This window comes from Colwellia sp. E150_009, from assembly GCF_053543955.1.
Map to the genome: position 1 here is coordinate 1 of NZ_JBHFOM010000025.1, position 21,191 is coordinate 21,191.

A 21,191-nucleotide genomic window follows, 5' to 3' on the forward strand; every position below is an offset into this window, starting at 1 on the left:
ACTAAGCCGTGCCCTTGTAGGGCGGAATTCATTCCGCATTGTCAGACTGAAACCTAACCTACACTAAGCCGTGCCCTTGTAGGGCGGAATTCATTCCGCGTTGTAAGGCTGAAATCTAACTATTAATATTGAGCTCATATTTTTCAATTAATGAGTATAAAGTTGGTCGAGTTATGCCTAGTAACTCGGCCGCTTTAGACATATTTCCTTCTGATAATGCATAAGCTTTTTGAATAGCAATTGACTCAGCCTGCTCTCTTACTGCGCGTAAATTTAATGAGAGTTCATAGCTGCTATCAGTATCAGAATGGTCAAAAAATCCCAGGTCAAAAGCCGTGACTTGCACACCAGTACACATCACTACTGACGATTTCACTTTATTTTGTAATTCACGAATGTTACCTGGCCATTTATGCCCTTTAATTGCACTAATAGCATCATCAGAAAACGATTTAGCATTGCTTTTATATTCTGTTGCATAAAGTTGTAGAAAATATTGAGCCAGAATGAGTACATCTTCCTCCCGATCACGTAGAGGTGGAATGTTAAGTGTAATTTCACTCACCCGATAAAATAAGTCTTCTCTAAACTCTTTGTTAGCAACCATTTCTTCTAAATTTTGATTAGTTGCACACACTACTCGCACATTGACTGGAATTTCTTCTCTGCCACCCAACCGTTCAACCACTTTTTCTTGTAAAAAACGTAATAATTTAGCTTGTAAATTAAAGGGCATATCACCTATTTCATCTAGAAACAAAGTGCCACCTTCTGCACATTCTATTTTACCTTTAGTGGTTTTATGCGCGCCAGTAAACGCACCTTTTTCAAAACCAAAAAGTTCACTTTCAAGTAAGTTTTCAGGAATAGAAGCACAGTTAATAGCAATAAAAGGTTTATTAACTCTATCACTTGCTAAATGCACAGCTTTAGCCGTTACTTCCTTACCTGTGCCACTCTCACCTAACAATAAGGCTGTTATATTAGTAGGGGCAATACGCTTTACCATGGTACGTAAACGCTCAATAGATTCACTATTGCCTATAATACCAATATTGCTATCGGTTACGGCGCGCATTGTACGATTTTCGCTTTCTATATTGGCAAGTGTTAGCGCACGCGAAATGATGACATTAATCACTTCAGCATCAATTGGTTTTTGATAAAAATCATAAGCACCCGCAGAAATTGCTTTCAATGCATTGGTCCTATCTTCATTACCCGTAATCACTATCACTTTAGTATGGGGTGCTATCGCAAGAATTTCTTCTAACGCTTTTAATCCTTCACTGGCATTGGCTGCATCAGGTGGCAAACCTAAGTCTAAAGTAACAACCTTAGGCTCGTGACGTCTTACGGCCGCAATTGCTGATTCTCTATCGCCAGCAAGTATTGGGCTATGATCAGACAGGCTCCATTTCAGTTGTTTTTGAATGCCTTTATCGTCATCAACAATTAATACTTTTTCCATTACTTCCTTATCCTAATTATTTATATTACTGACCTATTGATCAGAATAAATTCTAACCTACAGTAAATAATGTTGCTTGTAGGTAAGGGTTTGTTCGAGCGCATATCTATCCTACACAGGCAAACTAATTATCATTTTTGTGCCTTGTCCCTCAACACTATCAACCGTTAGATTACCCGATAAGCTTTCAAAAAATTGTTTTGCTTCAAAAACACCGATACCCATACCTGCGTTGCCTTTTGTTGTATCAAATGGTTTAAAAAGCCTATATTTAATAAAACTCTCCGACATACCGCAACCATTATCACTAACGACAATATTGATGTTGTTTAATTGCTGCTCTACTGTTATTTTTACCCAACCATCATCAGATGTTGCTTCTTGAGCATTTTGAATTAAATGGTTCATCACCGAAAAAAAACGTTCCTCATCTAGCGTCGCCAAACATTTTTCATTATTGATACTGGTCACTTTAGGTAACATAATATTTCGCTGTACTGTAACTCGTTCAATAATATCACCAAGATCAACGCTTTTACTAGTGGATTGCGCTACTTGCTTATTTCTTAATTGTGTTAATACTTTCGATAACCGCTCTGTGGCTGACTCGACTGTTTCAAACACATCATCAATAAATTCTGGGTTGTCTCTATGTTGTGTAGCATTTGAGGTTATTAATGCTAATTGTGCTTGAATATTTTTCAAATCATGCACTAAAAAAGCGGACATTTGATTAAAAGCATCAAATTGTTTAGATTCAGCAAGTTTATCACTAACCTCATTTAAAGAAATAAGGTTGCCTAATTGTTTGGATATAGCAAACAATAAATCTCTATCTTCCCAGTTAAGTTTATAGTCTTCATCACTGTTTGACAGTATAAAAAATCCATAGAATGCTTTACCGATAAAAATTGGTACTAAAATATTCACGCCTATTGCATGCCATATTTTAGGGTTAATAAATAACCCAGGATATGAGATAGGATCTTCATCATAATCATTAATATCAATAATCCATCCTTGGTTTTTAGTAAAATATTCTAGTAAAACAAGATCTTTGTTGAATGATTCATCTAATTTTACCCCTTCAGAATGCTTTACCAAAAATCGATTATTACCATCCGCTTTTAATAATATGCCACCCGTTGCACCAACTTTTGACATCATAATTTGCAATGACATTTGACAATAATTATCTGCATTAGCGGTTTCAATTTTGCCTATCAACTCTAACCATTCTTCACGGTATTCATACTTATTCGCAAAAAAATGTTTTGAAATAAAAACTTTGACTTGCCGACGAACGGTTTCAGTCATTAACAAAACAGCTAGTACTATTATGCCCAGTATAAAAAAGCCAAAACTAACTAAATTGCCCCACTTACCACCAAAATAGTTAATCAGATAACCTGCAATAGCCATTAATAATAAGTAAACACCCGCAATCATTAGCATTGAGCTATAGTAAACGACATTACGTGATACAAATATTCGCACAGCACCCGCTTTAAACCGTCGAGTGCTGATCAATAATAACGGCACAGCAATAGCAGCTAAATAACCTCTGATATACCAAAAGTTAAATTCAATGCCCCCCACCATGGTTGCCTGTGCATAAAGCACAAAATCAAATACAGCAATGCTGCCTAAAGCAATCACTAAAGGGGTTATGGATTTTCTTGCTTCAGTGTTACTACCACGATAAATTTGTTCAAGAAAAACTAAACTGACCAAGTTGAATAAAACGAAAAGTAGAAATAAATATTCAAAAGAAAAGTTGAGTGTGTAATTTAGCGCCCAACACGCCACAACAGATCCAAACCAGAAAAGTAAGTATTTACCAACGGTTTTATTCTTTAAAATACCTGTAATGGTATTTTTTTCAACATTAAAGCTGAGTGTTAATACAGAAAATGCCGCTATTTTACTCGTATCTGCCAACATTGCCCATTGCAAAGAAAAACCAAGACTAATCTGTAATGCTGCAATAACATTAGCACCTACAGCCATCAAGGCACTAAACAGCATTAATTTAGCAATACTCGACTCGTTATGAGCAGCAAGAACAAGTAACGAAAAAAGAATATAGGCGATACTCGCTAAGCTGTAACCCCAAATACCGACAGTGTACATTTCCATAAATTAATTGCTTATATTCTGTTCAAAATGAGATTTTTTATCAATATGCGTTAGTAGCTCGGTTAACACAGGCACTAACAAAAAGCTTGAAATAGCTGAAACACAAAGCCCTGAGATAAGCACGACGCCTAGTGGTTGCCATAAACCACCGCCATATAAAGTTAGGGGTATTAATCCACCAATGGTAGTTAGCGTTGTTAACAGTATTGGTGTAAAGCGTGTTGCGCTTGCCTTAAGTACCGACGCCTGTTTCGTTAATCCCTCTGCCAAATTTCTGTTAGCACTGTCAATTAATATAATGGCATTATTGACCACAATACCAAACAAGCTAATAAGACCAATAAAGGCCATCATAGAAAAAGAGAGGCCTGTAAGATACAAACCGATAACCGACCCAGCCATCGCAAACGGGATTGAACTAAAAATAATTAATGGCTGTAAAAAAGACTTAAACTGCAACACCAATATTGCAAAAATGCCAATAGCAGTTATTAACATAATTTGTGTTAAACCCGCAAAAGACTCTTGCCTAGACTCTTCTTCACCACCTAAACTGTAATACATTCCCATAGGTAAATTATACTCGTCAAGGTATTGTACAAATTCTTGAGTAAGCATTTGAATTGAATACCCTGATGCAGCATCAGCAGATACTTTTGCCATACGCAATTTTTGATAATGAAAATAATCTGTTTGCCCTTTCGTAAACTGGGCATTCACCACTTGCATTAATGGTATTTGTTGTCCTGTTAAACTAGTAATGTGGACATCTGACAAAGCGTTTATGTCTGTGTTTTTATGACGAACTAATATCGGATAATTTTCACCATTATCGTCATTAAATCGGCCAACATAAGTACCCGTTAAAATTGACTGTAAAGTGTTGTCTAATGCATTAATATCAATGTTTGATAACCCTGCTTTCTCGTAATCAATTTGCAAATTCAACTCGGTATTGGCAACCCCTATTGGGTTATCAATATTAATAACCCCTTTTGTTTCAGCCATTTTACTAGCTAAGTCATTGGCTACACGTTCTAAATCAGTTAACGATTCAGAAATTAAACGTATTGCTATAGGTTGGTCTGTTACTGGGCCTTGAGTGAATTCTTTTACCGTAATTTTAGCTTGTGGCCATGAGTCAAACTCATTTCTTAGGGTATCAACTAATTGTTCCATTTCATCAGGATCAAACGTTTCTAACACCACCAAAACTTGCCCATATTTAACAACACCCCGTTTCGGAATTTCATTATAATAAATACGCGGATTAGAATTTCCAACGTTCAAAGCAACTTTATCAACAAGCGGCTGTTGCTCAATAAAATGAGTCATTTGCTGCATAATACTATTGGTATAATCCAGAGAAGAGTTAGGTGGAGCCTCAACATCAATTAACACCATCGGTTTTTCAGCTTTAGGAAATAAACTTAATCCTACTTGAGAAAAGAGTGACAACATCAATAATAAACTTACTATGGCTATGGTAATTACCACCACTTTCAACCTAAATAGCTTTTGCAACCAACGTGTGTAACTGTTTTCTGCAAAGTGGTTTATATAATGTTGCAAGGTTTTCACTTTTCTTGTTTGCGTTATTTCTACCTCGCTTGATTCAACCGATTTAGTTGCAAGAAACTTACTCGCTAACAACGGCGTAAGTGTTAACGCAATCAGTAATGAGGCAAGTAGTACCAATACAACGGTAACAGGCATTGACCGAATAAAATCACCTGTATCACTTAACAGCATTAACATAGGTAAGAATGCCAACATGGTGGTAATAGTACCACTGGCAATAGCCCACCCCACTTTGCTTGCACCCGCAGCAGCCGCTTCGGCAAGTGATTTATGGTTTTGCCTTTCCCGATGAATACTTTCTGTGACAACAATAGCGTTATCCACCAGTAGTCCCAGTGCGATAATAAGCCCAACAATCGACATTTGTTGTAAACCAAAACCAGCAAAATCTAACCAGCCTATTGCAACAAGAAAAGAAAGAGGGATAGCAATCATCACAACAATGGCTTCTCGCAAGCCTAAAAATAGTAATGATAATAACCCAACCAATACAAGACCCTGCCAAAGGTTACTGAAAAAACCGTTTACACGACTTTCTACGCTTTTTGCTTGTTCAAATAATACATCCATTTTTATTGTTGAGGGTATTGTTTGCTTAAACGAGGTTATTTCATTTTGAATAGCATTCGTTAAAGAAAAAATATTGGTGCCTATACGTTGCTCAACAGTAATAAAAATAACAGGGTTTTTATGATAATAAGCTAAATAACTCGCTTCCTGACTACCAAAACTAACCTGCGCAATATCTTTTAGACGTAGCACATAATCATTATTTGAAATAATAATAGTATCTTCAAGTGCTTCAATTTGTTCAAAATTCCCACTGGTTTTCACATTAAACCGGCGAGTTTTAGTATCAACAAACCCTGGGGTAATATTTAGCGCTCTGCCCTGGAGCACTTGCATCACTTGGTTGGTTGAAATTTTATGGTGTAACAGCAAATCTAAATTGAGATCAACAGCAACAATTTGTTGAGGATATCCCCATACATCGGCTTTTTTAACACTTTCAATGGTTTCCAAACGTTTTTCTAAAAGCTTTGCATAAAACTCCATTTGCTTATAGTCAGTTGGCTCTGACCATAAGGCAAGTTGAACTATTGCTACCGAGGTTGGCGTGGCTTTTAATACTAATAACTCTTGTACACCTGCAGGTAATGATGGTTTCACTGAAGAAACAGCAAGTTGCACTTTATTAAACGCAAGCTCAGGATCTGAACCATAATGAAATTTTATTTCAATACGAGCACCATCATTTTTTATTTGCGACTCAACTCTCTTGATATTCTCAATATCTGCAAACTCTTCTTCAAGTGGGTCAACCACTAACGTTTCAATGTCTGTTGGCGATGCCCCAGGGTAAACCACTTCAATTAGGGTAATAGGAATGTCAAATTGCGGATCTTCACTACGCGGCATGTTGAAATACGACACAATGCCAACAAGCACAAGTAACACAACAATAGTGAAAGTAAATTGTGCATTTTTTATCGCTAAGCTAGGTAACTTCATTCTGGTTACTTCTTAGTAGAAATAAGCGGTAACTTATTCCACCCCTGAGTAATAACATCTAGAGATGTTGAATTTTCTTGCGCTGTTAAATAAATAAAATCATTATCTAATTTATAAATAGTAAACGCTTGCTGTTCTGGATTGTTGTTATTTTCAATTGTAATCAACGCCTGCCCCTGCTCATTTATTGCATTTAAGGCTTCTATCGGTACGCGATAAACAAAATGTTCAGTTGGCGCATAAATAAGAACACGTGCTAACTGACCAACAATAAGTGGTTTAGTTTCCTGATTTTCTTCTAAGGAAACCTCAATATTAAATAAATGATGTTGGCTATCAGCTATGGCAGGAATTTTACTAATAACCCCATTAACTAATCCTGAATAAGCTAAATGAATTTTTACTTTTTGATTTAAGTGCACTAAGGCTATTTCTTCACCTGTTAAGGACACTCGAGTAATCAAATTATTATCTAATGAAGCTACCTGCAATGCTGTAACACCTGGCGTTTGTAGCTCACCTAGATCTGTATATCGCTTTACAACTACTCCTTCAAAAGGCGCAAATAATTGGGCTTTTTCTAAATTATAATTAGCTACTCGATAGTTAGCGCGCGTTGTTTCTACAGAAGTAATGGCATCATCTAAGTCTCGCTGTGAGCTTAGCTTTTTTTTCATTAAGGTTTTAACTCGCCCTATATTACGCTTTGCCTGCAATAAACGTGAATAAGTCGCATTTTTGTCAGCTTCTAATTCAGAAATATCTAATGCAGCTAACAGCTGGTTTTCTTTAAAAAGGTCACCTTCGTCAATATTAAGCTCTGTCAAAAAACCTGCTGTTTTAAAAGAAAGGTTTACAACACGAGCAAAATCAACTTTTCCTGTACGCTGTATTACTTGAGTATACAGCTCCGATTCAATTTGTGTGGTTTGATAACCTTCATTAGGAGCACTTTGCACTGACATTATACAGCAAAAAAATAACAACAAACTAATGTGTTTATTTTTACAAAAAGTTAATAATCGGCGTTGAAATAAGTAAAGCAAATGTAATGTCATCATAATAAAAGCGTAATTATTCAAGAATGTATTGAAAAATCTATTGGGAATATAATCACTACTTTAGGCATTTTTTAAGCTAAAGTACATTACTATTGCTGACTTACCTTTCTGAAACATACAATCCCTCGCTTTAATCCATAAATATTCGTGCGCATCGCTAGACAAATACCTGTATAAGCTATAGTATTTCGGCGCTAATATTAAGCCACCCGTAACTCAGCTGAGTAGAGCGATGTCCTTTGAATGTTACACTCAGAACAAAAGGTGGCGGAAAGAGCAATAATCAAAAATTAGTAATATGCACCATTAGCTCAGCTGGATAGAGCGTCGCCCTCCGGAGGCGAAGGCCGCAGGTTCGACTCCTGCATGGTGCGCCATTATTGATACCTCACCTTTAAATAAAAAGTAAGTACCTCCATACGAAAATTTGTTCTCTTTCTATATTCATATCTCCCTTATGCGGATCATTCAAAATGGCCACTATCTAAAACTGAAGTGAGCCAATACTTTAACTTGGCACTTTGACAAGCAGGTTTTAAGCTTTGTTTTAATCTTTCAACATCGGTTAAAGTAATCAATACTTCAAATTGAAAATATGACCTATATCCTTCAACCTGCTCTGCAATATCAAACAAGCTATGTTCTTTACTATAGCCCTGCATGGTTTTTAAATTAAACCCTGTGATATTGGGCAAGCCAATTAGAATATCTACCACTTCATCTTTTAGTTCTGTTGGCACATTTAATGTAAATATAACTTGCTCATGCATTTTTTTTCTCCAACCAGCAGTAAAAGATAGGTAATAAATAAAGGGTTGTTATTGTTGATGTAATTAGCCCACCAATAACCACTATAGCTAATGGTTTTTGAATTTCAGCTCCAGGGCCCGTTGCAAAGGCTAGAGGCATTAAGCCAAACATAGCTGTTGTTGCCGTCATTAAGACAGGTCTAAGTCGACGATTTGCACCATCAATAACGCGCTTTGTTAAATTTTTTGAAAATAACTTAGTTTGCTCAAAGTAGCTTACCATCACAATGCCATTTAACACCGCCACACCAAGCAAGGCAATAAACCCAACAGAAGCTGGAACCGATAGGTATTCCTTACTGATATATAACGATATGATCCCCCCCATTAATGCGAATGGAATATTAGCAATAATTAAGGTTGATTTAGAAAATGAATTAAATGTTGTGAACAAAATGATAAAAATTAAAACAAGTGCCAATGGAATTAATAACAATAAATTATTGGTTGCTCTTTGTTGGCTCTCAAATTCACCACCAAAAGACAAGGTATAACCTGTTGGAAGTTGAATGCTGTTATTTATTCTTCCTTCTAATTCAGTAACATAACTCACCACGTCTCGGTTTGAAATGTTTATACTTACCGAGGCAAATCTATTTCCTTTTTCTCTTTCAATAAGCAAAGGACCCGTTTTAAAACGTATGTCAGCTATTTGTTCTAACGGCAATAACGTATTATCAGGCATAAGTATCAACTGCTTCTTAAGCGACTGTATCGATGATAACTGCCCTTGGTTAGTTTCTTTGTCTTTTGCTCCATTAAAAACGATTGGAATAGCGCGATTGCCTTCAAGTAATGATGAGATCTGTAATCCCTCAAGTTGAGATTTTAAATAGTCACTTAACCCTTGAGTCGATAAGCCAAACTGGCCAGCCACTTCTGGAATAAGCTTGATGTTTACATATTTTCCACCTTCAATAAGTGCCATTTGAACATCTGAGGCACCATCTATCTCCTTTGACAAATTTGCAATCTTTTCAGCTAAAGAAGAAAGAGTATGAATGTCATTACCAAAAATTTTAATTGAAATGTCTCCTGTTCCACCCGTTAACATTTCTGAAACTCTCATTTGTATTGGTTGAGTGAACCCCACATTCATACCTGGATAATGCTTCAGTTTTGCTCTTATATCTTCAATAAGCTCAGCTTTGGTTGCAAATCGCCATTGCTCTTTGGGTGCTAACTCCATAAAAACGTCTGTTTCATTGAGTCCCATAGGATCTAAACCAAGCTCATCCGATCCTGTTCTAGCAACGATTTGTACTATTTCAGGGATATTATCTAATAGTGCTTTCTCAACTTGCTCATCAATATTTATAGATGCAGCTAATGAAATACTTGGTGATTTTTCAAGTTGTACAATAATATCCCCCTCATCTAAAGTCGGCATAAAACTCTTTCCTAGCCCTTGAAAAAGCACGATACTAAAAACAAAAATACTCATCGATATCACAGTCATAGCGATGGGTTTATTAATCACCTTAGATAATGTTTTTACATAAAAATGTTGTAGTGTTGTAACAAGTTTAGGTTGAGTTGCTGCACCATTTTTTAATAATAACGAAGCCAAAATGGGGATAATTGTAAGTGATAAGACTAAAGCACTTAACATGGCAAAAACGATAGTAAGGGCAACTGGCTTAAATAGTTTTCCCTCTAAGCCAGACAGCATTAATAAAGGAGAGAAAACAATTATAATAATTATTGTGCCTGAAAATACAGGTGTTGCCACTTCTTTACAGGCCCGAAAAATCACATGTAACCTTGGTAAATGTTGATTATTTGATAGTCGGTTGACTATATTCTCAACAATGACCACTGATGAATCAACTAACATACCAATCGCAATAACAAGTCCTCCTAAACTCATTAAGTTTGCAGACAATTCAAATTGTTTCATTAAAATGAAAGTAACCAAAGCAGCCATAGGTAGCGAAAGAGAAACAACTAACGATGAACGAATATCACCTAAAAAAATGGCCAGTAAAATGATCACAAGTATCACAGCCTGACCTAAAGCGCTGGTTATTGTGCTTATTGCTGTGTTTATTAGGTTTGACCTATCATAGAAAATATTAATTTGGGTGCCTTGAGGCAAAGATGCCTTTATTTCATCTAATTTATTTTTTACATCTTCAACAACTTGAGCAGTGTTACTATTTTTTAAGGCAATAATTAAGCCCTGAGTGGCTTCTTCACCATCTTTAGTGACTGCACCATAACGTGTTAGAGCACCGCCATCGATAGTTGCTATATCACTGAGGCGGATAACTTTATTATCTGTTATTTGTATAACGGTTTCTTTTATCGAGTTTATGTTTTCAAACTTTCCCTCTGTTCTTAGAATTAAAGCGTCATTTCCTTTGATTAGACGACCAATCCCTCCATTTTGATTCAACAATGAAATTGAGGATTCAATATCATTAAATGAAATATGGTATTGCTGCATCAATAAAATATTTGGCACTATTTCATAAGTCTTTACAAAACCGCCTAAGCTGTTAACATCTGCAACACCTGAAACAGTTCGAAGTAATGGACGAATATGCCAGTCAAGTAGCTCTCTTTTCTCGGTGAGCGATAACGTTGGATTATCAACCGTAAACATGAACACTTCACTTAGTGGCGTACTCATCGGCGCCATACCGCCACTAATATTTTCGGGAAGTGATGGAAGTATGTTCATCAAACGTTCATTGACTTGTTGTCTCGCCCAATAAATATCGGTTCCATCTTTAAAATCAATTGTAATGTCCGTTATCGAGTACTTAGTCGTAGAGCGAAGCATTTCTTGTGACGGTATACCAAGCAATTCTGTTTCAATCACTCTTGTCACTTGAGACTCAATTTCAACAGCATTCATCCCTGGAAGTTTAAGCACTATTTTTACTTGTACAGGTGAAATTTCTGGGAATGCGTCAATAGGTATGCTCACCCATGACTTTGCTCCAGCAATCATAACTATGATAACAAATACACAAACAAACAGACGCTGAGTTAGTGAGAACTTGATCAATACATTCAACATTATTCAGCCCCTAGATTAAGTAAATAACCTTGTAAAATACTAACTGAAGTGACTAAACCTTTTTTATTCTCAATGTTCTTATTGGCTGTAAAATAATACTCGCTGCCTACAGAGCCAAACAGGTGTACAGGAATAACCATTACTTCTTTATCTGATTTTATTGCGATGTAATTTACATCTTCAAATTCAAAAATAGCTGTTTTGTTAATTTTGTACCCATCAAAATTTTGTATAGGCGTTGCTTTAACGATTTGACCAAGGGTTAAGTTACAATCCGAATTTTTACTTGGAGAAGCCCACAGTGTTTGATGATACTTATCAGCAAGACCTTCTAAGTTTTCAACTTTTAATAAACATGTTGAAGTGACTTTTAAGTGAGATATATTCAATGCACTTGATATTGGTAACGATATTTTCACTTGAATAGCATCAGGATCTATAACATCAAAGGCAAGATCTCCTTCTAGCCTATTATTCAATAAGTTGGTTATTGTTATTATTCCTGCTTTTGGACTAATAAGCGTAACTTTCTCATTTTTATCAATGTGTAAAAAAGACATTTGATGTTGGATATGTTCGAAATTTAGCTTAGCTTCAAAGTAATTTTTGGTAATTTCTATCCATTGTGAATTTTTGATTGTTTTATTTTCAAAGTACTCCCTATTGGTTTGAAAATGATTCTCCAATGCTTCTAATAATTTTTGAGCAGAATTATATTCCTCAATAAAGTGATGTACACCATAACCATCAACCGTTGCTACAACGTCTCCTTTATTAATTAAGTCTCCATTTTTTATGTGGTAACGAATACGTTGCACATCAAATGGGAAACTCACAGAGTAATTTTCACCCGGCTTTACACTCACTTCACCAATAACACTTTGCCTTTCTATAGAGCTAACCCGCTTAATATCAGAAAATGTAGTTTCAAAGCCCCCAAACTTTGATAGCTCTACATTCTTTATTTCATCATAAGAAAAAGCTAAAGGTGCTTGAAGTAAAACAATACATGAAAGGCAAAAAAGTGTATATTTTCTACCTAAGTAGCTTAAATTTTTTTTCATAAAAGGTAACATCATATAATTACAAGATTGATTAATAAGTTTGGTGATCTAATTGTCGCTTTTTTTAGGTAGATCATCATTGGTCATAAGCCAACTATTATCAAAATATGTGTTTTAAAATTGTATGGTACATATGTCGGTTGACTACCTAATGGTATGATAAGTAGAGGGTTTTATGAGAGATGGTGTAATAGTAGCAATTCTATTAATCATAATGGTATTGAATTTCTTTGATGTGCTTACTGATCTTTCATTAGGAGTTCCAAGTTGGCATATTTTTTCTGAAAGCCTGATTGTTTTTATTTCAGCTATTGGAGCAATCTTTTTAATTAAAGATATGAAGATTCGAACATCAAATATTATTAGTCTAAAAAAAGAGTTAAACCTTTCTGATGATAAGTTGAAAAATATATCTGAAGAAATGAAGAATTCTCGTCATGAATACAGCGCTGTTATTCATACTCAGTTTGATCAGTGGTCACTGACTGCAAGTGAGCAAGAAGTGGCAATGCTTCTTTTAAAAGGATTAAGCTTTAAAGAAATGAGCGCGGTAAGAAATACCAAAGAAAAAACAATAAGGCAGCAAGCATCTACAATTTATAGTAAAGCTAATCTGGAAGGAAGACATGAGCTTGCAGCATGGTTCTTTGAGGATTTCATACAAGTACAGTAATGGTTGGCTAGAAATCAGCAATAAACTTATCGGCTAAATTAAAATACTTGTCTATGTGTTCCTTTGTTATTTTTGGTCGGTTATTTTCAGCGTTAATATGAATATTTTCCACGGTGATCGCAATTTCTTTTGCAAGCGATTGTCTTTCACCACGTAAATTTTTAACAAAGTACGCAACACTTTTCTCAAGAGAATAGGTAATAATATGTATTTGTTCTAATTCTAATACATTGAGTTTATTCTTACTTTTAATTTTAGCTGTACTATTAATAAAAACATTTTTAGCCGCTTCCATAGAAGATAAGTCAGCTACTTTTAAATGTTGAACTGGTTTTTCTTTTAAATCATTAATTGCCTGAACAGGTAATACAAACATAAAAATAAGTAACGATAATACTAGCTTTCTCATCTAATTGCCTCTACCCCAAGTAATGAAAACTAAGACATCTGGGGAAAAGTCATAGTCTAACTTATTAATTATAAGCTATATTATATAAATCATGGTGCTATGCTATATATTGCACTCTACTCAAATAAAACTATCTTCCACTATTTTTTTAATCTGCTGTTCAGATAAGTGTTTTGTTAAATCGTCAAGCACTTGGCTTGCATGCCAATCTCCCTGAGCAGATTTTCCATGCTTAATAGTAAAAATTATCGAGTTAGCAGGTAAATATACGTTATGTGAAACCATAGGTTTAACATAACATTGGTTGTTTTCCTTTTCGACGCTAAGATGTAAACTACCATCAATTAACTCGGCAAAACCAATCCAGCCTTTTTGAACTAAATATGTTTCTTCAAGTGCTGTATGGTAATGACTATTTTGCCATGCTCCCAATTTGCTTGCTTCTGTTCGTATGTAAGTACGGCCATCAGAAAAAATCAACCTCGTTCTTTGTTCTCCATTGGGCATGACTTCTTTGTTGGTGCGAATACCATGTGGTGCTATTTCGGTATATTCCATAATGACCTAATACTTGAGTGTAATGGTAACGGTTAGTCCTGGATGTGATGGCGACATAGAAATCGATCCTCCGTGAAGTTCAACAATGGCTTTCACAATAGGAAGCCCTAAACCGAATCCCTCTCCTTGACGACTAGCATCCAACTGATAAAGTCGCTGAAATACCGTATCGTAGTATTCTTCAGCAATTCCTGGCCCATTATCGCAAACAATAAGGTCAGTTTTTTGTGATGAGACATGGCATTTTAACCAAATATCCCCTCCAACTTGCGTATATTTAATGGCATTATCAACAACATTATAAATAGCGCGAAATAAAAGGTTTGGTTCCCCTTTAATCATTGATAAAGATGCTTCATTATCTATTGTAATATCCAATGTCAGCTTTTGATTTTTTTCTTCCGCAAGAGGTGTCGCTAAATCGATAACATCATGACAAAGTGTTTCAATATTCACCGTTTTAAAAGTAGTTTTTTGCACGCCTTTTTCTAAACGAGATAATTCTAGCATCGCGTTAAAGGTGTCTATTATCTCATCGAGCTCTTCTAGTAATGCTATACGCCATTGAGCATCAACACTGTTCTCATCAAATTGGGTTAAACTGTCTTCAACAGAAATACGAATGCGAGATAAAGGCGTACGTAAGTCATGGGCAACATTGTCGGTTACTTGTGCAACCGAGTTCATTAAATCATCAATTTCATCTAGCATTTGATTAATTTGATCAGCAATCATGTCAAATTCATCTTGTTTAGCGCTAATAGGCAGCCTTGATTTTAACCGTCCTGCTTTTACGTTAGCGGTCAGTTCTCCAATTTGCTTCACCCTTGAAAGTACTCGTCGATTTAATAAAAAGCCTGAAATAAGTGTAATCACCAAAGCAAATAATAACGCACCAATACTTGCCGTTAGAAAGTTGCTTTCAAGTACTTGATAATTATTGTCAAACAATGCAATTGATAAACTACCAAAGCGAGTTTCTAAATTGGTACCTAATACTATTTCAACGGTTGTTTCACCTAAGTGGTTTACAACAGCAATAGGGAAATGTTGTAGCAAAGGAAATTGTGTTAAATTTTTTGGTAAACTGCTCAGGTTACCAATTACGTTATCATCACTCCTTAGTACCAAAATAATAGCGCCACTTCTGTCGATACGCTGCTGTATTGCTGTTTGAAAGTCGGTTTTAGTCATACTTGGACTATTAGAAAGATCTGAAAAACCCTGTGCCGCAATGGTAACTTGTCGTGCGATTTGACGCTTTTGTTCACCCACAGTGAATTGATAAACAAGCGCCAAAATGCTTGAACAAATAAGTAATACAATAACGGTAAAAATTAAGGTGAAGCGCCAAATCGAGGTGCGGGTAAAAACTCTAAACCGTTCTAACCACATACCCAGCTCCTCGAACAGTATGAATAAGTTGCGATTGACCGTTTTCTTCCAGTTTTTTTCTTAATTTTGCCACATGAACATCAATTACATTCGTTTTTGGGTCAAAATGATAATCCCAAACCGATTCAAACAAGAGTGTTCTAGAAATCACCTGACCTTGGTGCTCTAATAAATAACGTAACAATTGAAATTCTTTAGGCTGAATAGTGAGCTCTTTGCCGTCTCTCAGTACTTTATGACCCACTAAGTCCATCACTAAATTATCAATGCTCAGCTCTGTTACCAGACCATTTGCTTGAGACGATGTATGATGTCGTTCAACCAGAATACTTGCTCTAATGTATAGCTCTTGAAAGGAAAATGGCTTCGCTAAATAATCATCGCCTCCTGCCTGTAAACCTTTAATTCTTTCATCTACATGCCCTAATGCGCTCAAAATAATTACGGGGGTATTTATATTTGCAGCACGCATTGCTGCTAACAATGCTAAACCATCCATTTTGGGCAGCATACGATCCAATACAATGAGATCATAGTTATTACTGGTGGCAAAAAATAAGCCGTCTGGCCCATTTTCTGCTACATCAACGACATTGCCCTGCTCAACAAAACCTTTTTTAATATATTCTAGGGTTGTTTTATCATCTTCAATAACCAGTAATTTCATTAACTAAGCCTATTTTTTAAATACAGGAATGATTTGATTGTTATTGGCATCTACAAGCCAATCTTTTTCGCCATTATCGTCAATAGTTTCCAGTTCAAAAAATAATACGCCTTGTTTGTCTTCAATTTCTATTTCTTGTAGTAATGATGATTCATCAAGTGCTATAGCGTCAATGGCATCTAAGATAGAATATTTCATTGTTGCTAATTTTCGTGCTGTAACAATGCGTTCATCATCAAAAAACCATGAGAATAATCTATGCCATTCTTTTTTAACAACTTCGCCGTTTTGAATGGAAATTATCAATTTTATTTTTTTATCTGCCTCAATGTCTATCAACTTAATTTCGTGATAATAAATATCGTCTTCGTCATCAAGATCATAGCTATAAATAACGCCATTATACTCTTGCTGTACTTTTCTAATGGCTTGCTGAGCAGTAACACCTGATTTAGCAATGATCGATTTAGCAATAGTTAACTCTTCTTTATCTGAGCCCGCCCAACTCGTTGACACGGTTCCAGCGGTTATTAAAGTAGCTAAAGTGATTGAAATTATTGAGTTTAAACGTTTCATAATATTGTCCTCTGATTGGAATAATACCAGTTTACCTTCTTCTTATTAAAGACAATATTTACGAAACATTAATTATTGTTAATGATAGCCACTAAGTCATCATAAACCCCATCTGCGGCAGCAATAACAGGGTTACCATGAATTAAATAATTATCACCTGCTAGAATATTATTAGCTTTCCCGCCAGCTTCCTGAACTAATAAGCACCCTGCGGCACAATCCCAAATATTCATATGTGGTTCAAAATAACCAATTAAACGCCCTGCAGCAACATAGGCTAGACTTAAAGCACCACTGCCACTGCGGTGAAACATACCCTGGGCTTTAATTAAACGTTCTAACGGCCCTAACGTATCTTCAGGCTCTACTCTATTTGAATAGCCAATACTCACTAAACCATTAGTAACTCCCTTAACATCAGAAACCTTCATGGGCTTGCCATTCAATTTTGCACCTTGGCCTACTTGTGCCGAAAAAACTTCATCAGCACAGGGATCATAAATTACACCAATAACAATTTCATCTTGCTGAATATATGAAATTGAAATGCACCAACTAGGTATGCCATTAACAAAAGGCTGAGTGCCATCGATTGGATCCACTACCCAAATACCTTGTCCTTCTTTAGCAACATAGGTGTCTGAGCTTTCTTCACCAAAAAAATCGTCTTCTGGATATTGCGACTCTATCGCTGCTCTTATCAGGTTTTCCGTGTTCACATCAGCTTCAGAAGCCATGTCTTGCACGCCTTTACTAACAATAGTTAGTGTATTTAACTTAGAAAAATAACCTAACGCCAATTTTCCCGCTTCTTTAGCAAGTTTCTCTGTGAAGACTAAACGTTGATTCATATCACTCATAATTTTTACTCTAATTAATTTACATTGAAAATGGGGCTATCGCATTGGCTGCTTAAGACAAAATGTTTGCTCGATGACGGTGTATTAATAACCACTTCCACTTCGTCAATTGCTTTGAAGTTTTCTAATATGGGTACAGAAACCTTACTTAATTTATTATCCAAACCGCAATTTATGGAGTAATTGGCTTGGTAATATTTACCCTGCTCTTTAATATCCACAGTATCGCCTGTACATACTCTATCGGCTTTCACCTCAATAATATCAACCATAGTTATTAACGCTTCATATTGGGTATATTGCTGTGCAATTTTTACTTGAGCAGTGATTTTTCCTTGTTCAGAGTAGTCGATATGAACTTGTGTAATATCACCTCGATGTAAATCATGTTCTTTAGCATGACTTTTACAAAATGATTCTGCTGCTTTCTCACCACAACCAAGTAAAAGCGAGCATAGTCCTACAGAAAGTATTGTTGTTTTTACTGACATTTTATTCTCCAAAACTACGTTAATCTGCCGCTTTAACTTTCCATAAAGAAGACGCTAGTACAATTGAAAGCACTGATGCTCCTACCCAAAACATAATCGGCTTATCATAATTGTAAAAGAATATATTGAAATTTTGTTCGCCATTGGGAAACGCAAAAATTATCTCACTACTATAAATCATCTTACCGCTAATATAGTCTTGTGCACCTGCACCTATATAGCTAAATATTCCAATAAACCCCATTGCCGCACCCGCCACTTTTTTAGGGGCAATATCTATGGCAAATAAACCACCTAACGACGCTAATATGCCGCTAAGACCAAAACCATACACCACTAAAGCAATTCCTAGAATTATTGGGTCATGTGGGCCATAAAAAATAACCAATAACGGTACAATTTCTAATAAGGCGAATATTAAGTTTGCTGGTGGTCGACGAGCACTGAAAAATTTATCCGACACTAAACCAAACGCTATACAACCTAAAATGCCAGCAGCCGTGTTAAAGAAAATAAATAGGTTGGCATCAAATAAGTCAAAACCTCGAATCTCTTGTAGGTAAACATTGCCCCAACTATTAATAGCATAACGAGTAACATACATACTTGAACTTGCAAGTGCTAATATCCAAATAGAAGGAATAGTTAACACCCTAAGCTGGGTTTTCCAAATAGATTCATTTTGATGCTCGTTATCTATTTGACCATGATCACTTTTCCAATCAGCAACGGTTGGTAAACCTAAAGTTAGAGGCTTATCGGGTAAATAACGCCAGACTAAAAATGCACCAAAAATACAAATTATAGCGGGTGTCCAAAATCCCCACTGCCAATCCAAACCTAATCCCTTAGGCGCAGCGGCAATAAGCCAAGCAATACCTAAATAGGTTAACCCTTCACCAATAGAATGCGCAGTACTCCAAATACCGTAGTAGCGCCCTCGCTCACTATTGCTATACCAACTTGAAAGGGAAACAACACTAGCTGGTGCACCAAAACCTTGAAACCAACCATTAATTCCCCAAAGTAATGCTGATACCCAAGCAAGATCTGAAAAACCCATGCCTAAATTTGCCATAGCAGATAAAAATAAGCCTGCGGCAAAAAATCGCCCCACATGAGCATGATCCGCCAAAAAACCATTGGTGAACTTACCTAATGCATAACCATATAACAAGGTTGCGCCGATAATACCTACTTCTTCTGGTGTAAATACGCCAGCATCCATCAAGGGTTTTTTCACTACATTAAAGGCAAGGCGACAAACATAACCTAAGCCATAACAAAGTGTTATTAAAAGGATTACATTACGGCGATGGTAGTTAAATTGTTCAGTAATATAATTGCTATCAGTTACTAATGGGTGATTTTTACCTGTAGCAAAATACCTAATGAATTTATTTATCATAATATACAACCTGTTAAGAGCCTATAACGAGTGAAATACACTAAGTTGCCCACTCGTTTAGATGTTAATGCTTACTTAGATTCTGCAGAATTGCCTACCAAAGAAGAACGCCTTTTATATTGATAGGTAAAATCTAAATTAGCCTCACCTGTACCACTATTAGGTGTAATGTACATAGTAATTTCGGCATTATCAGCAGCTAACTGAATATGTGAAAATCCCCATACCATTCCTTTTGTGTAAATAGTTTTATTATCTGGATAAGTTTTAGTTTGATATGCCTTAAACTGAGTATTCACTGAGCGTTGCTTTGCTGCTGCACCAGAAAGCACTTGCAATAATGATGGTTTACCGCTATTTTTTCCAAAAACTGATTCACAACTGTCTTCATGAAGCTCAAGCGAATGTTCATGTCCTGCAAAATAAATGTCAGCGTATTTACATAACGAAGGTAAAATTAATTTTCGTAAGGTACGCGCCTGTTCAAATTTCGAACCTCCAGTAGACCAAATAGGATGATGGCCAATAACAAACTTCCATTTGGCTGTTGAGTTTTTAAGTTGCTCATCTAACCAATTCATCATATCTTTTTCTGCGGCCGTTTTAGGCATAGTATGAGCTTTAGGTTTATCTACTTTCGTTGATTTAGCCTCACTACCATCAGCATTCAATTCAGCGTCCATTACCGTTGCACCCGCAAGCATTAATTCAGTATCTACAACAAAAATTTCTATATCACCATTACCCGCTGGTGGCTTCACTGTGTAAAACAATCCATCCATATAAAAAGGACTAGTTGATTCCATAAACTCAACTTGTGCCATTGCCCCTGCTCGAGAAGTTCTCCAGTCATGATTACCTAAAGCTGTATAAATTCTGTAATCAGGAAGCCCTTGACCCATTTTTCCAAAAGGTTTAACAAAAATATCGTCAAAGCGGACTGAATCTTCTTTACCGTCAAGGCCTGTTGTTGCGCCATTGGGATATATGTTATCGCCAAGCATTACTGAAAACTGGCATGACGCAGTTTTACAAAATGATTTCATTGCCTGAGCAACAGGATACATGCCACTGGATTCAATCATACTACCAACCGCTGCTACATATTCATTAGGCGGAATAATAAATTCATTTAATGGGCGGCCATCTTCAACCCAGTCATTTTTCTCAAATGCGATAAACGCCTCTAAATTTTTGCGCGATGGCACAAATTGTTTTTCTTGTAAATAATCCATATGGTAACCACTGTCACCGAAAGCAATAAATCCCAAATTAACGTCTTGGTTACCACTATTTTTACTTTGAGTTGGCTTTGAAGAGTTTGGTATAGAGGCCACATTTTCTTCTAGCTGTTGATTTTCTTCTGAATTTAAACAGCCAGTAAGTGGCAGTATAGCGAGAAGTGGAAGCACTAACCAATGACTGCATTTAACCTTAAGCTTATTAGAATTATTCATTATTTTACCTCTATTTTAACTTGTACTAGCGA

At 36.0% G+C, this 21,191-nt stretch carries 17 protein-coding genes and 1 tRNA gene; 2 read left to right on the top strand and 16 right to left on the bottom strand.

Annotated features, from left to right (window positions below; translation table 11 throughout):
* Window positions 1–115: 115 nt before the first annotated feature.
* The 4 genes from prsR to ACE1OF_RS11940 all read right to left on the bottom strand — a co-directional run bounded on the left by prsR (window position 116) and on the right by ACE1OF_RS11940 (window position 7,668).
* Window positions 116–1,471 (bottom strand): PEP-CTERM-box response regulator transcription factor, encoded by a 1,356-nt coding sequence (prsR, locus tag ACE1OF_RS11925; protein ID WP_448894716.1) that lies wholly within the window; start codon window positions 1,469–1,471, stop codon window positions 116–118.
* 111 nt (window positions 1,472–1,582) lie between these two features.
* Window positions 1,583–3,610 (bottom strand): XrtA/PEP-CTERM system histidine kinase PrsK, encoded by a 2,028-nt coding sequence (gene prsK, locus ACE1OF_RS11930; RefSeq protein ID WP_448894718.1) that lies wholly within the window; start codon window positions 3,608–3,610, stop codon window positions 1,583–1,585.
* A gap of 3 nt (window positions 3,611–3,613) precedes the next feature.
* Window positions 3,614–6,703, bottom strand: coding sequence for an efflux RND transporter permease subunit (locus ACE1OF_RS11935; protein ID WP_448894720.1), 3,090 nt, complete (start codon window positions 6,701–6,703; stop codon window positions 3,614–3,616).
* Between the two features lie 5 nt (window positions 6,704–6,708).
* The gene (locus tag ACE1OF_RS11940) at window positions 6,709–7,668 is read right to left on the bottom strand and encodes an efflux RND transporter periplasmic adaptor subunit (RefSeq protein WP_448894722.1); all 960 of its coding nucleotides are present in this window, start codon (window positions 7,666–7,668) and stop codon (window positions 6,709–6,711) included.
* 396 nt (window positions 7,669–8,064) lie between these two features.
* Between ACE1OF_RS11940 and ACE1OF_RS11945 the strand changes: the two genes are divergently transcribed.
* Window positions 8,065–8,141 (top strand) — tRNA-Arg (locus ACE1OF_RS11945).
* Window positions 8,142–8,228: 87 nt separating this feature from the next.
* Here ACE1OF_RS11945 and ACE1OF_RS11950 read toward each other — a convergent pair.
* Genes ACE1OF_RS11950 through ACE1OF_RS11960 form a run of 3 tightly spaced genes read right to left on the bottom strand, consistent with a single transcriptional unit; the run spans window position 8,229 to window position 12,665 of the window.
* Window positions 8,229–8,534 (bottom strand): DUF3240 family protein, encoded by a 306-nt coding sequence (locus ACE1OF_RS11950; protein WP_448894724.1) that lies wholly within the window; start codon window positions 8,532–8,534, stop codon window positions 8,229–8,231.
* Window positions 8,527–11,601, bottom strand: a complete 3,075-nt coding sequence (locus ACE1OF_RS11955) for an efflux RND transporter permease subunit (RefSeq protein ID WP_448894726.1) — start codon at window positions 11,599–11,601, stop codon at window positions 8,527–8,529. Before ACE1OF_RS11955 ends, ACE1OF_RS11950 begins: the two co-directional genes overlap by 8 nt.
* Window positions 11,601–12,665 carry a hypothetical protein gene (locus ACE1OF_RS11960; protein WP_448894728.1) on the bottom strand — a complete coding sequence of 355 codons (1,065 nt, stop codon included), beginning with the start codon at window positions 12,663–12,665 and terminating at the stop codon, window positions 11,601–11,603. The genes ACE1OF_RS11955 and ACE1OF_RS11960 overlap by 1 nt, the downstream gene beginning before the upstream one ends.
* A gap of 175 nt (window positions 12,666–12,840) precedes the next feature.
* Here ACE1OF_RS11960 and ACE1OF_RS11965 point away from each other — a divergent pair, with 175 nt between their 5' ends.
* Window positions 12,841–13,338, top strand: coding sequence for a helix-turn-helix transcriptional regulator (locus ACE1OF_RS11965; protein WP_448894730.1), 498 nt, complete (start codon window positions 12,841–12,843; stop codon window positions 13,336–13,338).
* A gap of 7 nt (window positions 13,339–13,345) precedes the next feature.
* Here ACE1OF_RS11965 and ACE1OF_RS11970 read toward each other — a convergent pair whose 3' ends face one another.
* From ACE1OF_RS11970 to ACE1OF_RS12010, 9 genes are all read right to left on the bottom strand, one after another.
* On the bottom strand, window positions 13,346–13,747 hold the full coding sequence (locus tag ACE1OF_RS11970) for a DUF6746 family protein (protein ID WP_448894732.1): 402 nt from the start codon (window positions 13,745–13,747) through the stop codon (window positions 13,346–13,348).
* 120 nt (window positions 13,748–13,867) lie between these two features.
* Complete coding sequence (locus ACE1OF_RS11975) at window positions 13,868–14,305, bottom strand: hypothetical protein (RefSeq protein WP_448894734.1); 438 nt, start codon at window positions 14,303–14,305, stop codon at window positions 13,868–13,870.
* Between the two features lie 6 nt (window positions 14,306–14,311).
* Complete coding sequence (locus ACE1OF_RS11980) at window positions 14,312–15,700, bottom strand: sensor histidine kinase (protein ID WP_448894736.1); 1,389 nt, start codon at window positions 15,698–15,700, stop codon at window positions 14,312–14,314.
* Complete coding sequence (locus ACE1OF_RS11985) at window positions 15,681–16,367, bottom strand: winged helix-turn-helix domain-containing protein (protein WP_448894738.1); 687 nt, start codon at window positions 16,365–16,367, stop codon at window positions 15,681–15,683. Before ACE1OF_RS11985 ends, ACE1OF_RS11980 begins: the two co-directional genes overlap by 20 nt.
* A 9-nt stretch (window positions 16,368–16,376) precedes the next feature.
* Window positions 16,377–16,943, bottom strand: coding sequence for a PepSY domain-containing protein (locus ACE1OF_RS11990; protein WP_448894740.1), 567 nt, complete (start codon window positions 16,941–16,943; stop codon window positions 16,377–16,379).
* A gap of 68 nt (window positions 16,944–17,011) precedes the next feature.
* The gene (locus tag ACE1OF_RS11995; RefSeq protein ID WP_448894742.1) at window positions 17,012–17,803 is read right to left on the bottom strand and encodes an inositol monophosphatase family protein; all 792 of its coding nucleotides are present in this window, start codon (window positions 17,801–17,803) and stop codon (window positions 17,012–17,014) included.
* Window positions 17,804–17,817: 14 nt separating this feature from the next.
* Window positions 17,818–18,294 (bottom strand): hypothetical protein, encoded by a 477-nt coding sequence (locus ACE1OF_RS12000; RefSeq protein ID WP_448894744.1) that lies wholly within the window; start codon window positions 18,292–18,294, stop codon window positions 17,818–17,820.
* 19 nt (window positions 18,295–18,313) lie between these two features.
* Complete coding sequence (locus ACE1OF_RS12005) at window positions 18,314–19,702, bottom strand: MFS transporter (RefSeq protein WP_448894746.1); 1,389 nt, start codon at window positions 19,700–19,702, stop codon at window positions 18,314–18,316.
* Window positions 19,703–19,773: 71 nt separating this feature from the next.
* A complete protein-coding gene (locus ACE1OF_RS12010; protein WP_448894748.1) occupies window positions 19,774–21,159 on the bottom strand; it encodes a metallophosphoesterase in 1,386 nt (461 codons plus the stop codon).
* Window positions 21,160–21,191: the final 32 nt, after the last annotated feature.

Bases quoted from the DNA above. Each gene is read 5' to 3' on its own strand.
- ACE1OF_RS11955 (WP_448894726.1), bottom strand. From the start codon at position 11,601: ATGTTGAATGTATTGATCAAGTTCTCACTAACTCAGCGTCTGTTTGTT.
- ACE1OF_RS11990 (WP_448894740.1), bottom strand. From the start codon at position 16,943: ATGAAACGTTTAAACTCAATAATTTCAATCACTTTAGCTACTTTAATA.
- ACE1OF_RS12005 (WP_448894746.1), bottom strand. From the start codon at position 19,702: ATGATAAATAAATTCATTAGGTATTTTGCTACAGGTAAAAATCACCCA.
- ACE1OF_RS12000 (WP_448894744.1), bottom strand. From the start codon at position 18,294: ATGTCAGTAAAAACAACAATACTTTCTGTAGGACTATGCTCGCTTTTA.
- ACE1OF_RS12010 (WP_448894748.1), bottom strand. From the start codon at position 21,159: ATGAATAATTCTAATAAGCTTAAGGTTAAATGCAGTCATTGGTTAGTG.
- ACE1OF_RS11980 (WP_448894736.1), bottom strand. From the start codon at position 15,700: ATGTGGTTAGAACGGTTTAGAGTTTTTACCCGCACCTCGATTTGGCGC.
- ACE1OF_RS11970 (WP_448894732.1), bottom strand. From the start codon at position 13,747: ATGAGAAAGCTAGTATTATCGTTACTTATTTTTATGTTTGTATTACCT.
- ACE1OF_RS11960 (WP_448894728.1), bottom strand. From the start codon at position 12,665: ATGAAAAAAAATTTAAGCTACTTAGGTAGAAAATATACACTTTTTTGC.
- ACE1OF_RS11940 (WP_448894722.1), bottom strand. From the start codon at position 7,668: ATGTCAGTGCAAAGTGCTCCTAATGAAGGTTATCAAACCACACAAATT.
- prsK (WP_448894718.1), bottom strand. From the start codon at position 3,610: ATGGAAATGTACACTGTCGGTATTTGGGGTTACAGCTTAGCGAGTATC.
- ACE1OF_RS11965 (WP_448894730.1), top strand. From the start codon at position 12,841: ATGAGAGATGGTGTAATAGTAGCAATTCTATTAATCATAATGGTATTG.
- ACE1OF_RS11950 (WP_448894724.1), bottom strand. From the start codon at position 8,534: ATGCATGAGCAAGTTATATTTACATTAAATGTGCCAACAGAACTAAAA.
- ACE1OF_RS11995 (WP_448894742.1), bottom strand. From the start codon at position 17,803: ATGAGTGATATGAATCAACGTTTAGTCTTCACAGAGAAACTTGCTAAA.
- ACE1OF_RS11985 (WP_448894738.1), bottom strand. From the start codon at position 16,367: ATGAAATTACTGGTTATTGAAGATGATAAAACAACCCTAGAATATATT.
- prsR (WP_448894716.1), bottom strand. From the start codon at position 1,471: ATGGAAAAAGTATTAATTGTTGATGACGATAAAGGCATTCAAAAACAA.
- ACE1OF_RS11975 (WP_448894734.1), bottom strand. From the start codon at position 14,305: ATGGAATATACCGAAATAGCACCACATGGTATTCGCACCAACAAAGAA.
- ACE1OF_RS11935 (WP_448894720.1), bottom strand. From the start codon at position 6,703: ATGAAGTTACCTAGCTTAGCGATAAAAAATGCACAATTTACTTTCACT.